The sequence below is a fragment of the Pseudomonas japonica genome, assembly GCF_013522925.1.
In the GTDB taxonomy this organism is placed as follows: domain Bacteria; phylum Pseudomonadota; class Gammaproteobacteria; order Pseudomonadales; family Pseudomonadaceae; genus Aquipseudomonas; species Aquipseudomonas japonica_A.
Genome location: NZ_JAAMQU010000014.1, coordinates 36,907 through 52,778, shown reverse-complemented (window position 1 = coordinate 52,778; position 15,872 = coordinate 36,907). Strand labels below are relative to the sequence as shown.

At 63.1% G+C, this 15,872-nt stretch carries 13 protein-coding genes and 1 pseudogene; 8 read left to right on the top strand and 6 right to left on the bottom strand.

Translation table 11 applies throughout. The features are described from left to right. Positions 1–33: 33 nt before the first annotated feature. From G7016_RS20745 to G7016_RS20725, 5 genes are all read right to left on the bottom strand, one after another. Positions 34–309 (bottom strand): DUF2790 domain-containing protein, encoded by a 276-nt coding sequence (locus G7016_RS20745; protein ID WP_181117601.1) that lies wholly within the window; start codon positions 307–309, stop codon positions 34–36. Between the two features lie 159 nt (positions 310–468). After that, complete coding sequence (gene lpdA, locus G7016_RS20740) at positions 469–1,833, bottom strand: dihydrolipoyl dehydrogenase (protein ID WP_181117600.1); 1,365 nt, start codon at positions 1,831–1,833, stop codon at positions 469–471. 9 nt (positions 1,834–1,842) lie between these two features. After that, entirely contained in the window at positions 1,843–3,078 is a 1,236-nt protein-coding gene (locus G7016_RS20735) for a dihydrolipoamide acetyltransferase family protein (RefSeq protein WP_181117599.1), read from the bottom strand. Then, complete coding sequence (locus G7016_RS20730) at positions 3,078–4,139, bottom strand: alpha-ketoacid dehydrogenase subunit beta (RefSeq protein ID WP_181117598.1); 1,062 nt, start codon at positions 4,137–4,139, stop codon at positions 3,078–3,080. Before G7016_RS20730 ends, G7016_RS20735 begins: the two co-directional genes overlap by 1 nt. 4 nt (positions 4,140–4,143) lie before the next feature. Continuing rightward, entirely contained in the window at positions 4,144–5,376 is a 1,233-nt protein-coding gene (locus tag G7016_RS20725) for a 3-methyl-2-oxobutanoate dehydrogenase (2-methylpropanoyl-transferring) subunit alpha (RefSeq protein ID WP_181117597.1), read from the bottom strand. A gap of 261 nt (positions 5,377–5,637) precedes the next feature. On the opposite strand from G7016_RS20725, the gene G7016_RS20720 reads away from it, so the two are divergent. Further along, complete coding sequence (locus tag G7016_RS20720) at positions 5,638–7,287, top strand: MFS transporter (RefSeq protein WP_181117596.1); 1,650 nt, start codon at positions 5,638–5,640, stop codon at positions 7,285–7,287. Further along, a complete protein-coding gene (locus G7016_RS20715) occupies positions 7,284–8,453 on the top strand; it encodes an HlyD family secretion protein (RefSeq protein WP_181117595.1) in 1,170 nt (389 codons plus the stop codon). The genes G7016_RS20720 and G7016_RS20715 overlap by 4 nt, the downstream gene beginning before the upstream one ends. 5 nt (positions 8,454–8,458) lie before the next feature. On the opposite strand, the gene G7016_RS20710 is transcribed toward G7016_RS20715, so the two are convergent. Further along, positions 8,459–10,384, bottom strand: a complete 1,926-nt coding sequence (locus G7016_RS20710) for a hybrid sensor histidine kinase/response regulator (protein WP_181117594.1) — start codon at positions 10,382–10,384, stop codon at positions 8,459–8,461. A 224-nt stretch (positions 10,385–10,608) separates the two neighbouring features. Between G7016_RS20710 and G7016_RS20705 the strand changes: the two genes are divergently transcribed. The 6 genes and pseudogenes from G7016_RS20705 to G7016_RS20685 all read left to right on the top strand — a co-directional run bounded on the left by G7016_RS20705 (position 10,609) and on the right by G7016_RS20685 (position 15,870). Then, the gene (locus tag G7016_RS20705; protein ID WP_258195266.1) at positions 10,609–10,926 is read left to right on the top strand and encodes an RcnB family protein; all 318 of its coding nucleotides are present in this window, start codon (positions 10,609–10,611) and stop codon (positions 10,924–10,926) included. Positions 10,927–11,076: 150 nt separating this feature from the next. Next, positions 11,077–11,853: pseudogene (locus G7016_RS25835) on the top strand (CHASE3 domain-containing protein); the annotation flags it as partial. After that, positions 11,845–12,708 (top strand): methyl-accepting chemotaxis protein, encoded by an 864-nt coding sequence (locus G7016_RS25830; RefSeq protein WP_445674603.1) that lies wholly within the window; start codon positions 11,845–11,847, stop codon positions 12,706–12,708. The pseudogene G7016_RS25835 and the gene G7016_RS25830, both read left to right, overlap by 9 nt. 116 nt (positions 12,709–12,824) lie before the next feature. Continuing rightward, the gene (locus tag G7016_RS20695) at positions 12,825–13,043 is read left to right on the top strand and encodes a hypothetical protein (protein WP_181117592.1); all 219 of its coding nucleotides are present in this window, start codon (positions 12,825–12,827) and stop codon (positions 13,041–13,043) included. Positions 13,044–13,190: 147 nt separating this feature from the next. Continuing rightward, on the top strand, positions 13,191–13,442 hold the full coding sequence (locus G7016_RS20690; protein WP_181117591.1) for a metallothionein: 252 nt from the start codon (positions 13,191–13,193) through the stop codon (positions 13,440–13,442). Positions 13,443–13,500: 58 nt separating this feature from the next. Next, entirely contained in the window at positions 13,501–15,870 is a 2,370-nt protein-coding gene (locus G7016_RS20685; RefSeq protein WP_181117590.1) for a DNA polymerase II, read from the top strand. Positions 15,871–15,872: the final 2 nt, after the last annotated feature.

The following is a 15,872-nucleotide window of genomic DNA, read 5'->3' as shown; positions in this document are numbered from 1 at the left end:
GGGAGGGCCGGGGCTTTGGGTGCAACGCGGTGATCAACCGTTGGCGCGGTCGTCGTAGCCGCCTTGCTGCAGGTATTGCACCTTGTGCAGCTCGCCTTTGCTGTCCTGGTAAACCATGGTCACCGGTACCACCCCGCTTTTGTTGCTGACGTCGGTCTTGGAGATGATTTTCTGGACATCCAGCTGCATGCCGTAGTGGTAGGTTTCAACCGGCAAGTTAGCGGTAACGGCGCGGTCGGCACCATCCTGTGCAAAGGCGCCAGTGGCGAATACAGCGGTCAGGGCGGCGATGGCGAATGCGGTTTTCATGTTCGTGTCCTCGTTAGGTGATGAAGTGGCTTTTCGTTGGGGTTAGTTAACCGCCTCACGCGCCGTTCGAGAAATTGAACACTGTGCTGGCAACAATCACCGTTTTTGATAATGGCGCCAGCCGCTCTATGCAGCGGGTTCTGGCGCCTGACAGCCATTTCAGATATGCAGCGCATGCCCAAGGGCACGCATTGCGGCTTCCTGAACCGCTTCGCCCAGGGTGGGGTGGGCGTGGATGGTACCGGCGATGTCTTCAAGCCGCGCGCCCAGTTCCAGCGACTGGCTGAAGGCAGCCGCAAGCTCGGAGACACCTGGGCCCACGGCTTGCCAACCGAGGATCAAATGGTCGTCCTCGCGCGCCACCACCCGCACGAAGCCGGTAGTCGCGCCCAGCGTCATTGCGCGGCCGTTGGCGGCAAAGGGGAAGCTGGCAACCAGCGCCTGGCTGCCGGCCTGCTCTGGCGTAAGCCCCGCGACCACGATTTCCGGGTCGGTGTAGCACACCGCCGGGATCGCCCGGGGCGTGAACTCTCGGCGGTGCCCCGCAATGAGCTCGGCCACCATCTCGCCTTGCGCCATCGCCCGATGAGCCAGCATGGGTTCGCCGGTCACATCGCCGATGGCCCACACATCGGTCATGCTGGTGCGGCAACAGGTATCTACCTTGATAGCCCGCCCAGCCATGGCCAGATCAAGCGCCTCCAGCCCGTAGCCTTCGGTGCGAGGTGCGCGCCCCACCGCCACCAGCACCCGGTCGGCCTCCAGCGCTAGCGGCTCGCCGTCAGGCCCGCGTACGCTCAAACGTTCGGCATCAGCATCGTAAGCCTCTACCGCATGGCCCTCGAGGGTGGCGATGCCCAGTTGCTTCATCCGCTGGACTACCGGTTGGCTCAGTTCGGTGTCGTAGGCAGGCAACAACCTGGGCTGCGCTTCGATCACCGTGACCTGCGCGCCCAGCTTGCGGTAAGCGATGCCCAGTTCCAGGCCGATATAGCCGCCGCCAATCACCGCCAGATGGCGGGGCAGGCTGGAAGGGGACAGCGCTGCAGTGGAGTCGATGACCGCACCGCCCAGCGGCAGGCTCGCAAGCGTAATGCTGCGCGAGCCGGTGGCCAGCACCAGGTGCTTGCAGTGGATACGGGTGTCGCCTACCTGCACCGTTTTGCCGTCCACCAGCGTGCCATGGCCGTGGACCACCGTAACGTTGTGCTTCTTCAGCAATGCACCTACGCCGCTGGTTAGCCGGTCGACCATGGTGTTCTTCCAACCGACGGCGCTGGCAAGGTCCAGCTGCGGGTTTGAAGCGCTGACGCCGAACGGCGTGGGCTCGCTCACCTGATGAAAATGTTCGGCTACATGTATCAACGCCTTGGAAGGGATGCACCCTACGTTCAAGCAAGTGCCGCCCAATGCTTGAGCCTCCACCAATACGGTGGGTATGCCCAATTGCCCGGCGCGAATGGCCGTGACGTAACCGCCCGGGCCGCCGCCCAGGACCAACAGTTTTGTTTCCAGCGTGTGCATGGTCGGGCCTTATTCGATGAAGAGGGTGGCAGGCTGTTCGAGGAGCTGGCGTACCGCCTGGATGAACCGGGCAGCGTCCATGCCATCCACCACCCGGTGGTCGAACGAACTGGAGAGGTTCATCATCTTGCGGATCACGATCTGGCCATCCACTACCATTGGCCGCTCGACCATCCGGTTCACCCCCACGATGGCCACTTCCGGCAGGTTCAGCACTGGCGTGGAAACAATGCCCCCCAGTGCGCCGAGGCTGGTGAGTGTGATGGTCGACCCCGAGAGGATTTCCCGCTCTGCCTTGCCGTGGCGAGCCGCTGCTGCGATGCGGGTGATTTCATTGGCGTTGCCCCACAGGTCTCGCTGTTGGGCATCGCGTAGCACGGGTACCAACAAGCCGTGGTCGCCCTGTGTGGCGATCCCCACATGCACCGCGCTGTGGCGCTCCACCACCTGCTGTTCGTCGTTGTACCGAGCGTTGAGCTGGGGGAAATCGCGCAACGCCACTACCAGTGCGCGTACCAGCAGCGGCAGCAGCGTGAGCTTGCCCCGCGCCTCGCCCCATTTACCGTTGAGTTGCTGGCGCAGGGCCTCCAACGCCGTAACGTCTATCTCCTCCACATAGCTGAAATGTGCGGCGCGGCGAGTGGCCTCCTGCATGCGCTCGGCGATCTTTCGGCGCAGGCCGATCACTGGCACCGGCTGTACCAAATCCTTGGCAGCGCAAGCGGGCCTCTTACCCAGCGGCTGCTGTGCGGCGTCCAGGTCGGCGTGAACGATCCGCCCCGCCGGGCCGCTACCTTTGACGGCGGCCAGGTCGATCCCGGCGTCCCAGGCGCGCTTGCGCACGGCTGGGGAGGCCAGCGGGCGCTCGGTGGTTACCTCAGGTTCAGGCGCTTTGGCCACTACCTCTGGCGTAACGGCGGGCTGAGGGGGTGGCGCAGAAACAACTGGAGCAGGCGACGCCGCTGCAGGTGCAGGCGTTGCGGATACCTTGAGATTGCCGGCGCCTTCAACTTCCAGGCGAATCAGCTCACTGCCAACAGCCATGGTCTGCCCCGGCGTAGCGCCAAGGGCGACAACCTGGCCAGAAACCGGGCTGGGGATTTCCACAGTGGCCTTGTCGGTCATCACATCGGCCAGCACCTGGTCTTCAGTGACCGTATCGCCAACCTTCACGTACCACTCCACCAGTTCCACCTGGGCGATGCCTTCGCCAATGTCGGGCATCTTGATCACATGCTGGCCCATCAACGCACCTCCATCACACGCTTGAGCGCCGCGCCCACGCGGGTAGGCCCAGGGAAGTAAGCCCATTCCTGAGCGTGAGGGTAGGGGGTATCCCAGCCCGCCACCCGTTCGATAGGCGCCTCCAGCCAGTAGAAGCAGTGCTCTTGCACCAGAGCCAACAGCTCGGCGCCCAACCCGCAGGTTTGCGTAGCCTCATGCACGATCACGCAGCGGCGGGTTTTTTTCACGGACTCCACCAGCGTGTCCAGGTCCAGTGGCCAGAGGCTGCGCAGGTCGATCACCTCTGCGTCCACGCCCGTCTCGCTGGCCGCGGCAAGGGCTACGTGCACCGTGGTGCCGTAGGTGATCACCGTCACCTCGCTGCCGGCGCGCACCACAGCGGCGCTGTCCAGGGGTACCCGGTAGTAACCTTCGGGCACGGCGCTGGCCGCATGAGCGGACCAGGCGGTTACCGGGCGATCGTGATGGCCATCAAAGGGCCCGTTGTACAAGCGTTTGGGCTCCAGGAAGATTACCGGGTCATCGCATTCGATGGCGGCGATCAGCAAACCTTTGGCGTCATAGGGGTTGGACGGCATCACTGTGCGCAACCCGCACACCTGGGTAAAGATGGCTTCCGGGCTTTGGCTGTGGGTTTGCCCGCCATAGATCCCGCCACCGCACGGCATACGTACGGTGATCGGCGCAGTGAAGTCACCCGCCGACCGGAAGCGCAGGCGCGCGGCCTCTGAGGTGAGCTGGTCGTAGGCCGGGTACACGTAGTCGGCGAACTGGATTTCGGCAACCGGGCGCAGGCCGTAGGCGCCCATGCCGACTGCCACCCCTACAATGCCGCTTTCGGAGATGGGCGTGTCGAACACGCGGCTTTTGCCGTATTTGGCCTGCAAGCCCTCGGTGCAGCGAAATACCCCGCCGAAATATCCGACGTCTTCGCCAAAGGTGACCACGGTGGGATCGCGTTCGAGCATCACGTCCAAGGCAGAGCGGATCGCCTGCACCATGGTCATCGCCCGGGTGTCCTGCGAAACGCTTGGATGGTCGATCTGTTGTGGGCTGTTCATGTGCTCAAATCCCCATCTGCTGGCGCTGGCGGCGCAGGTGCGCAGGCATGTCGTGATACACGTCCTCGAAGATGGTCGCGGCGCTGGCGTAAGCGTCGCCCCCGAGGGTGCCGTGGCGCTCCGCTTCGCGGGTTGCGCTGATCACCTCCTGTTCGAGCTCGGCTACCAGGGCCTCGTGCTGGGCTTCGGACCATTCACCCAGGGCGATCAGGTGACGCTTGAGGCGCAGGATCGGGTCCCCCAACGGGAAGTGGGCCCAGTCATCGGCGGGGCGATATTTGGACGGGTCGTCCGAGGTTGAGTGCGGGCCGGCGCGGTAGGTCACCCACTCGATCAAGGTTGGGCCCAGATTGCTGCGGGCGCGCTCCGCCGCCCAGCGGGAAACGGCATGCACCGCGAGGAAGTCGTTGCCATCCACCCGCAGCGAGGCGATGCCGCTGCCCACGCCGCGGCCAGCGAACGTCGTTGCCTCACCGCCGGCAATGTGCTGGAAGCTGGAGATCGCCCACTGGTTATTCACCACGTTGAGGATCACCGGCGCGCGGTACACGTGTGCGAAGGTAAGGGCGGTGTGGAAATCCGATTCGGCGGTAGAACCATCGCCGATCCAGGCCGACGCGATGCGGGTATCGCCACGGATCGCCGAGGCCATGGCCCAGCCCACGCCTTGCACGAACTGGGTGGCCAGGTTGCCGGAAATACTGAAGAACCCCGCGGCCTTGTTGGAGTACATCACCGGCAGCTGACGGCCCTTGAGCGGGTCGCATTCGTTGGAAAACAGCTGGCAGATCATTTCGAACAGCGGTACCTGCCGAGCCAACAGGATGCTTTGCTGCCGGTAGGTGGGAAAGCACATGTCATCGTTTCGCAGCGCAAGGGCATGGGCGGTGCCGATGGCTTCCTCGCCCAGGCTTTGCACGTAGAAGGACATTTTCTTCTGCCGCTGGGCGGTCACCATCCGCGTGTCGAATACCCGGGTCTTGACCATGGTTCGCAAGCCGGCATGGAGGGTTTCCATAGCGATCGGCTCGGCCCAGGGGCCTACGGCCTGATCGTTCTCGTCGAGTACGCGCACCAGGCCCACTGCCAGGTCGGCAGTATCGCGTGCGTCAATATCAATGGGCGGCTTGCGGGCGCTGCCGGCGGGGCGCAGCTGAAGGTAACTGAAGTCGGTCTGGCAACCTGGCCGGCCTGATGGCTCAGGCACGTGCAGGCGTAGCGGTTCATCGGCGTCCACGTTCTACAACCCTCGATCTTGTGTTTATTGGGGAGTTGCTGAAGCTGCATGGGAATAATTCTAGGCCCCCAAAGGTAGAGTTTTTTTCTCTTTTGAAGCGAAGGCTTGCCGCGAGGCAGGGCAAACGTTCTGCCCACGGCGTGCCGGAAGGAATAAATGCCCTGGAAGGAGACCCCTCTTGCCAGGGATGAGTGATGCCATCAGGGCCGAAACTTTTTGTTCCCGGCCGCTACTAAGCCACAGTCAACTTCAGGTAAGGGTATGGACCGGTACGCACCCCGTGAATGGGAGCCCCACGAGCGGCCGTCAATGCCAGGCTCGCCGTCGACGCCCTTGCACCCCACCCCTCGCCGGATCGCTTATGCCTTGGTGGGATTGCTGGTGGGCATCACCGGGGGGCTGGGCAATGCGCTAGTGACCGCAAACCTGGTGTACCTGCAGGGCGCTCTGGGTGTAACCAGCGCCGAGATCGCCTGGTTGCCTGCCGCTTACGTAATGACCAATGTGACCATGAACCTGCTGTTGGTGAAGTTTCGCCAGCAGTTCGGGCTGCGGGCCTTCACCGAGGTTTTTCTGGGCCTGTATGTGGTAGTGACCCTGGCGCACCTGTTCGTCAATGACCTGGGCTCGGCCATAGCCGTACGCGCGGCCCATGGCATGGTGGGCGCGGCGCTCAGCTCACTGGGGCTGTATTACATGATCCAGGCGTTGCCGGCAAAGTGGCGCCTCAAGGCATTGGTGCTAGGCCTGGGCACGGCGCAGCTTGCGTTGCCGCTCGCCCGGTTGGTGTCTGAAGACCTTTTGCAGATTGCCGAATGGCGGGGCCTTTACCTGTTTGAACTGGGCCTGGCGACCACGGCGCTGGCGTGCGTGTTCTGGCTCAAACTGCCGCCAGGGGACCGCTTTCATACCTTCGAGCCACTGGATTTCCTCACGTTCGCCTTGCTGGCGCCGGGGGTGGGGCTGCTGGTAGCGGTGTTGTCCCTGGGCCGAATCGAGTGGTGGCTTGACGCACCCTGGATTGGTATTGCGCTCGCCGCCGCTATTGTTTTGATTCTCGCGGGCCTGTGCATCGAGCATAACCGCCGCAACCCGCTGCTGATGACCCGTTGGTTGGGCAGCGGTCCCATAGTGCGGCTTGGCCTGGCGGTGGTATTGATCCGTATGGTCACCTCGGAACAATCCACCGGCGCGGTCGGCTTCATGCAGTACTTGAACATGGGCAGCGAGCAATTGTTCAGCCTGTATGTCGTGATGTTGATCGGCAGCGTGGCGGGGTTGGCGATCAGTGCGCTCACCATTCACCCTGACCATCTGTTCCGCCCGCTGCTGGTGTCGGTGGGAATGATGGCGATAGGCGCCTTGATGGACAGCTTTTCCAACAACCTCACCCGGCCACCGCAGCTGTATGCAAGCCAGTTTCTGCTGGCCTTCGGCAGCACCTACTTCCTCGGCCCAACCATGGTGCTGGGCACTCGCAACGTCATTGCCAACCCACGCAACCTGGTGAGCTTTTCGGTGCTGTTCGGGATTGCCCAGAACCTGGGTGGGCTGTTGGGGGCCGCCTTGCTGGGCACCTGGCAAGCGGCCCGGGAAAAGTTTCATTCCAGTCATCTCGTCGAGCAGTTGATGGCCACCGATCCTCGTGTGGCTGCGCGGATAGCCAGCGGGGGCGCAAGCTACGCCCAGGCTATCGCTGACACCCAGGCACGCGCTGTCCAAGGCCTGCGCTTGCTGGCCAATGCCACCACCCGGGAAGCCAACGTAATGGCCTATAACGACGTGTTCATGCTGATTGCGATCATCGCGATCCTTACGCTGATCTGGATGTCCATACGCGTACTCTGGCTTGCCAGCAATGCCCGTGCTGCTCAGGCAGCCAGTGCCCAATCTTCCGGCAATCGTTCATGACCGACACCACGCAGCCCACGCCGCAAGCCACTACGACCACCGCCATCGCCGCTACTCCGGAAGGCCAGACACCGCCCGCCGACCGGGTGGCCGAAACCCGCCCGCGGCGTACCAAGGTACTTTCCGCGCTGGCCTTCGGTAGCCTGGCGCTGTTGGGCGTATTGGTGGTGCTCTATGCGTGGCAGCTGCCACCGTTCGCCAGCGCGATCGAGAGCACGGAGAACGCGCTGGTGCGCGGGCAAGTTACCCTTATCAGCCCGCAGCTCAGCGGTTATGTGTTCGAGGTGCCGGTTCAGGATTTCCAGTTCGTGAAAGCCGGGGACCTGCTGGTACGGCTGGATGATCGCATCTATCGCCAGCGGCTGGCTCAGGCTGAGGCTAACCTGGCGTCCCAGCGAGCGGCACTGGCCAACAACCGGCAGCAGAAGCGCAGCGCTCAGGCCACCGTGGAGCAGCGCAAGGCGGCTGTAGGCAGCGCCCAGGCGCAAGCCACCAAGGCCGCCGCTGACCTTCAGCGCAGCCTGGCCCTGGCGCCTGATGGTTCGATTTCACGCAGCGAGCTGGACGTCAGCCGGGCAGCCGCTGCGCAGGCCAAGGCCAGCCTGGCGCAAGCCAACGCGGCGGTAAAAATCGCCGAGGAAGATCTGCGCAGTGTGGACGTAAACCGCGATTCGCTGGAGGCGGCGGTGAGCAATGCGGTGGCGGCGCTGGAACTGGCGCGCATCGACCTTGACAATACCCGGGTGACCGCCCCACGCGATGGGCAACTGGGCCAGATCGGGGTGCGCCTTGGCGGCTGGGTAAACTCGGGCGCGCAGTTGATGGCGCTGGTGCCGGACACGGCGTGGGTCATCGCCAATTTCAAGGAAACCCAGATGGCCAACATGCGTATCGGCCAGCCGGCGAGCTTTACCGTCGACGCCCTCAATCACAGGCGCTTCACCGGGAAAATCCAGGAAATCGCCCCGGCCACCGGCATAGAGTTCAGCCTGCTGCAGGCCGACAACGCCACCGGCAACTTCGTGAAAATTGCCCAGCGTATTCCGGTGCGCATTATCGTGGACCCCGGCCAGCCAGAGGCCCGCCGCCTGCGCCCGGGATTATCGGTGGTGGTCAGCGTGGACACAGGGTTTGAAGTAGAGCAGGACCGGCCGGTAACCCGGTAGGAGCCTTACCACAACTTCGCGAGCACCCGAGCGAGCATGGCCTGATCGAATGGCTTGGCCAGTTGCGACACTGCGGTAGAGGCGGCGTCGGTGTCTTCGCCGAAGCCGCTCACCAGCACGGCAGGCAGCGACGGCAGGTAACGGTGGGCACGTTCGATCAGCTGCACACCTGACAAACCAGGCATCACATTGTCGGTCACCAGCCCATCGATAGCTGCTCCGTGCTGCTCCAGCAGTGCCATCGCCTGCTCGGCCGAGGCGGCCGGGAGCACCTGATAACCCAGGTCTTCCAGCATGGCAGTGGTGCTCATGAGGATCAGCGGGTCGTCGTCAACGGCCAGAATCACACGTTGGCCTACAGCGGTTGTCACCTCACTGGGGGGCTGCGCCGGGCAAACGGGGCTGTCTTCGCCAACGGCTACGGGGAACCACATCTGCGCGGTAGTGCCGCCCGGGCGGCTGCTGTGCAATATGAACTTGCCGCCGCTCTGCTCGCACAAGCCATGCACCATTGACAACCCCAGCCCGGTTCCCTTGCCGATCCCCTTGGTGGTAAAGAACGGCTCGGTGGCACGCGCCAGAGTGGCGGAATCCATCCCTTCCCCGGTGTCGCGAAGGGACAGGCACATGTAATTGCCTGCGCGCAGGCCCAGCGTGTCGCTGGCCACTGCTCGCTCATGCAGTTCGATCGTCAAGGTGCCGCCGTCCGGCATGGCATCCCTGGCGTTTACCGCCAGGTTCAACACTGCCAGCTCCAGTTGATTGCTGTCGGCCATAACAGGGCGGATAGACAGTGGGAACCGCGTCTCGATGTGAATGCGGGGGCCGATCGAGCTTTGCATCAACTCGGACATCCCGCGTATCACTGCGCCGAGGTCCACTTGCGCCAGGCTAAGCTGCTGGCGACGGGCGAAGGCCAGCATACGCTTGGTCAGCGAGGCGCCGCGTTCGGCGCCCTGGATGGCGTTCTCCAGCAACGGTGTGATACGTGGGTCGTGGGGCAGCCGTTTTCGCACAATCTCCAGGCTGCCCAGCACCACCATCAGCAGGTTGTTGAAGTCATGGGCGATGCCCCCGGTGAGCTGGCCAAGCGACTCCATCTTCTGCGACTGGAACAACGCTTCGCGAGCCTGCTCCAGTGCCAGCTCTTTCTCACGGGATTCGGTGATGTCCCGAGTCACCTTGGCGAAGCCGATCAGCTCGCCCGCCTCGTTATGGATAGGGTCGATCACTACGTTCGCCCAGAAGGTGCTGCCGTCCTTGCGCACCCGCCAGCCCTGGTTCTCGAAGCGGCCCTCGGCCAAGGCGGTGCGCAACCCGCGCTGCGGCTCCTGGCGCTCGCGCTCAGCCGCGGGGTAGAACATCGAGAAATGCCTGCCGATCACCTCCTCTGGCAGATACCCCTTGATGCGCTGGGCCCCGGCGTTCCAGTTAGTGATCACACCCGTGGGGTCAAGCATGTAAATGGCGTAGTCCACCACGCCCTGCACCAGCAGCCGGAATTGCTGTTCGCTGCGACGCAATTCCTGCTCGGCCAGCCGCCGCTCGGTAAGGTCGCGGGTAACCTTGGCATAGCCAAGCACTGCGCCTGCCGACGAGTAGATCGGGTCGATGACCACGTGGCACCAGAAGCGGGTGCCATCCTTGCGCACGCGCCAGCCTTCGTTCTCGAACCGCCCCTCCCGGGCGGCAATAGCGAGCGCGCGATCGGGCAAGCCGGCGGCCTTGTCTTCCTCGGTATAGAAACGGGAAAAGTGGTGCCCGAGAATTTCAGCCTCTTCATAGCCCTTGAACCGGCGAGCGCCGGTATTCCAGCTGGTGACGTGCCCATCGGGGCCGAGCATGTAAATGGCGTAATCGGTAACGGCGTCGAGCAGCAGGCGGTACCGGCTGCTGTCGTCGATCAAATGCAAAGGAGCGCTATCGGGCATCTGCGGCTTTACTCGGTAGGGCGGAGGGTTTCAGCCGGACACTGATTTTAACGGCCCCTGCGGCGGCTGCAAGCCTGACGTACAAACGGCTATGACCCCGTTTCGCTTTTGCCTGCGCGGCGAAGAAACTTTCAGGCCCCGGCGGCTTCCATACGCAAAGGGGTTCGGCTACTGGCCGGGCCTTCGGAAAGTGGGCCGGTTGCCCGCCTGAGACGAGGTGAATGATGCGCGATAAACGATATGCGGTAGTACTGGCTGGCCTGCTGTGCCTCAGCCCACTGATGGCGAATGCGACCGATGAAAAACCCAGCGATTGCAAGCCTGACGCGGTATGGACCGACTTCCTCGGCCATGGCCGCTGCTATACCAACGGCGACAAGGCCCCGGACATGTACACCCGCGACGATACCGCTATCCATAACTGGAAGGAAAAGGGCCTGACGGCTCCTGACGACAACGCCCAATGGGTTGAGATCAGAGGCAAGTATGTAATGGTCAATCGCGAAAACTCGGTGATCAAGGAGATTCGCGACAAGAAGTGATTGCGGGTAATACCCACCAGGGTGGCGCTGCGCTTGCGCCACCCTGGAGATCTGCCCCGGTACAGGCCGGGATACCAACCGCTGTAACGCAGCTACAGTTGTCTCTTGCGCGGCCTGCTGTTCAAGCCGTATTCCGCCAGAGGATTTCTCATGCTGTCGAAGCTCTCGATCACCCAGAAACTGAGCGCCGGTTTCGGCGTGATCATCCTTATCATCGTGGTACTGGTGGTGGTGGCGCGGCAGGGGTTTTCCCAAGTCAACGACAACGTGGACTGGACCATCCATACCTACCAGGTGATGGGCCGGGCCGATCAGGCCCTGGAAGGCCTGCTTAATATCGAAACGGGCATGCGGGGTTTCGCCCTTACAGGCCAGGATGACTTCCTTGGCCCTTACGATCAGGGCCGCCAGACCTTCGAGCAGGCCTGGACCGAGCTGAAAAAGCTCACCTCCGACAATCCCACGCAACAGAAGCGCCTGGACGACCTGCGCGGCGTTCAGCAAGCCTGGCTGAGCCAGGACATCGAAGGCACCCTGGCCCTGCGCCGACAGGTGAACGGCGGCACCCAGCCATTGAGCGCCCTGACCGAGCGGATTATTGCGCGCCAGGATAAAACCCACATGGACGGAATGCGCGCGCTGCTGGCCGACATTCGCGGCGATGAGCAAAAGTTGCTGGGCGCGCGCAGCGACGCCTTGCAGGGCGCGGAACGCTTCGCGCTAGGCAGCCTTATCATCGGCGGGCTGGTGGCAGCTTTGCTCGCGCTGGGCATTGCAGCGGGCCTTTCGACTTCCATTCGCCGCCGTATCAGCGGTGCGATTGAAGTAGCCCGAGGCATTGCCGGCGGGCGCCTGGACCAACGTATCGATGATCGTTCCAGCGACGAGATTGGCCAGCTTTATACCGCTTTCGCGGCCATGCAGCAGCGCTTGCGGGAAATGATTCACGAGATTCTGTCCGGCAGCCAGAACCTGGTGCTGGCCGCCCGCAACATCGCTTCCACCTCCAATGACCTGTCCAATGCCGCGCAGGACCAGTCCAGCTCGGCCGCCACCATGGCCGCAACCGTGGAGCAATTGACTGTCAGCATCAGCCATGTAGCCAACAGCGCCACCGAGGCCAGGGATATTTCCGCAGACTCCGGGCAGCAATCTCACGAAGGCGGGGCGGTTATCCAGCAAACGCTGCAAAGCATGGGGCAGATCGCCGGAACGGTGCAGACCTCCGCCGACCAGGTGGCCGAGCTGGGCCGGCAAATCGAGCAGATCACCTCGATCGTCAATGTGATCACGGCCATTTCCGAGCAAACCAACCTGCTGGCCCTCAACGCTGCCATCGAAGCCGCCCGCGCCGGCGAACAGGGCCGCGGCTTTGCGGTAGTGGCTGACGAAGTGCGCCTGCTCGCGCAGCGTACCGGCAAGTCCACCCAGGAAATTGGCGACATGATCCAGAAGATCCAGGGCAGTGCGCACGAGGCAGTCAACAAGATGCAGGTAGGCGTAGAGCAGGTGAACGATGGCTTGCGCCTGGCGCAGACGGCCAATCAGGCCATTGACCATATCCGCGGCGGTTCGGGAAAGATCATCGCGGCCGTGGATCAGATATCGGTTGCCCTGCAACAGCAATCCGCCGCCAGCCAGGACGTGGCGCGCAATGTGGAGCGGATCGCACAGATGGCGCAACAGGCGAACCACGGTATCGCCGGTGCATCGCGTAGCGCCGAAGAAATCGAGCGGCTGGCGCAGGCGCTGGAGCGGCAGGTACGGCAATTCAGCTTGTAGCGCCGATGTATCATCCGCGCTGATGTTTACTATGCGCGCGTTGATTTTCCCGGCGGCGGCGAGGGCGGTTAAGGTTACTCCACACACAGTTACCCACCCCCTGAAGGAGCTTTACCATGAAACGTGCCATCGCCCTTGCCCTCGCCGTATCAGCCTTTTCCGCCGCCAGTGCTTATGCCGTGCCCCAGCAGCCTTCGATGATCGCTCACACTGCTGCCGCCAGCGCCCCTGCCGCCAAGGTCGTCGCCAGCCAGGCCCAACCGGCAGCCAAGGACAAAGCCGTACTGGTCGCCGACAACCGCAAGGAATTCGGTTCGCAGTATCAGCGCTACTGAGTAACGCCCTTGCAAACCCAGGCGATGCCCCTGAAAAGGGGCATCGCTTTTTGCGTTATTGGAAACTTCCCCCGCGCTGCGCCATTCATAACCTTGAGGCCGTAACGAAAAGGCTCACCGCCTTACACCCAGCGCCTGGAGACTGAAATGGCAGACAAGACATGTAACTGTTCCGGCTGCGACTGCACTGCCGAGCACACCGAAGGGGTTGAAGTAAAAGGGCAGTGGTACTGCTGCGTGGCCTGTTCGGTGGATCATCTGGACGGCGAGCCCTGTGCCATGGCCGGTTGCGAATGCGGTAGTACGGGCGTGAAAACCCGCGAGGAGGGGAAGGGGCATGACAAGGTCGACCATGCGGTAGACGAAACCTTCCCGGCCAGTGACCCCATTTCACCCTGAGCTGTCGGTAGCGGGGAAGGGCGGGTAAACTTGCCAGCCCACCTGCGAGGACTTCGCGTTGCCCCTGCGCCATGGTTTCATCCTCACCCGCCATTGGGCCGATACGGCCGAGGGCACCGAGGTTACCCTCTGGCTGGCCACCGATGATGGCCCGTTGTGCCTGCGGCTGCTGTGTCAGCCTCAGGTTGCTTTCCTGCCGCAGGCCCAACGGGCACGCGCCGAGCAACTGGTCTCAGGCGAAGCGGGGGTGTCCATCCGCGCGTTGTCCCTCAAGGATTTTCGCCATCGCCCGGTAGCTGGCCTGTATTGCACACATTATCGGCAACTGCTGGACCTGGCGCAGCGGCTGCGCCAGGGCGGGGTCGATGTGTATGAAGCAGACGTGCGCCCCGCTGACCGGTACCTGATGGAGCGGTTCATTACCGCCCCGGTCTCTTTTATAGCGCATGCCTCGGGCGACGACACCTGGCGGGGGGACGTGCGCCCCGCCCCGGCGTATCGACCGCGGCTGAGGCTGGTGTCCCTGGATATCGAAACCGACCGTCACGGCAACCTGTTCTGCGTGGGCCTGGAGGGCTGCGGCCAGCGCGTGGTGATGATGCTGGGTGCGCGCCCCTCGCAACCGGCGGAGGTGGATTTCCAGCTTGAGTACTTTTCCGATACGCCTGCGCTGCTGACTGCCCTTAATGGCTGGTTCGCCGACCATGACCCGGACGGCATCATCGGCTGGAACGTGGTGCAGTTCGACCTGCGCATCCTGCACGAGCATAGCCGGCGCTATGGCGTGCCGCTGCTGCTCGGGCGTGGCGGTCAGGCCATGAGCTGGCGGGAGCATCCGGAACATGCGCATTACTTCGCATCGGCAGCGGGGCGCCTGATCATCGACGGCATTGAAGGCCTTCGGTCGGCGTTCTGGCGGTTCGAATCCTTCAGCCTCGAGCATCTCGCGCAAACCTTGCTCGGCGAGGGCAAGGCCATCGACAACGTGTACCAGCGCCTGGCTTCCATCGAACGCATGTTTACCGAGGACAAGCCTGCGCTGGCGCGGTACAACCTGCGCGATTGCGAACTGGTTACACGGATTTTCGAACACACCCAGCTGCTGGCTTTCATGCTGGAGCGTGCCTGCGTCACCGGCCTGCCGGTTGACCGCAACGGGGGATCCGTGGCGGCGTTCGATCACCTCTACCTGCCAGCCATGCATCGGCTTGGCCGCGTGGCCCCCAACCGCGGCGAGCGTATGCCGCAGGCCAGCCCCGGAGGCTTCGTGATGGATTCACGGCCCGGGCTGTACGCCTCGGTGTTGGTACTGGATTACAAAAGCCTGTACCCCTCCATCATCCGTACCTTCCTGGTTGACCCGGTAGGGTTGATCGAGGGTTTGGCCGCCCCGGAGGAGGCGGTCGAGGGTTTCCGCGATGCCTGGTTCTCCCGTGGCTGCCATGCACTACCGGCCATTGTCGAGCGCGTATGGAATGGCCGCGAGCAAGCCAAGCGCGACGGCAACGTGCCGCTGGCCCAGGCGTTGAAGATCATCATGAATGCTTTCTACGGCGTGCTCGGCTCGCCTGGTTGCCGCTTTTTCGACCCTCGGCTGGCATCCTCCATAACCCTGCGCGGCCAGCAGATCATGCGGCAAACCCGGGAGCTGATCGAAGCCCAGGGGTACACCGTCATCTACGGGGATACCGATTCCACCTTCGTATGGCTGAAACGCGAACACACCGAGAACGAAGCCAGCGCCATCGGCGCGCGGCTGTTGGCGCACGTCAATCAGTGGTGGCGCGAACATCTGGCTGGCACGCTCGGCCTGACGAGCGCCCTGGAGTTGCAGTTCGAAACGCATTTCAAGCGCTTCCTGATGCCCACCATCCGTGGCGCGGAGGAAGGCAGCAAGAAACGCTACGCCGGCTTGGTAGAAACCGCAGGCCAAGGCCCGCGTATGGTATTCAAGGGGTTGGAAACGGTACGCACCGACTGGTCACCGCTTGCTCGGGAGTTTCAGCAGGCGTTGTACCTCAAGGTGTTCACCGGCGAACCCTGCCAGGGCTATGTGCGCGAATATGTTCGGCGGACCCGCGCCGGGGAGCTGGACCCGCTGCTGGTTTACCGCAAGCGCCTGCGGCGACCATTGGCCGACTATGTTCGTAACGTGCCGCCCCATGTTCGGGCAGCCCGCCTGGCCGATGCCTACAACCATGCCCACGGCCGCCCGGCGCAATACCAGCGAGGCGGCTGGATCAGCTATGTCATGACTACCCAGGGGCCCGAGCCATTGGAAGCGCGACAGGCACCGCTCGATTACGAACATTACATCAGCCGCCAGTTACAGCCCGTGGCCGACGCCATCTTGCCGTTTATTGGGGAAGACTTCGGTGATTTGACCGGAGAACAGTTGGGGCTGTTCGAGCACAGCCCCGGGCGTTAGTC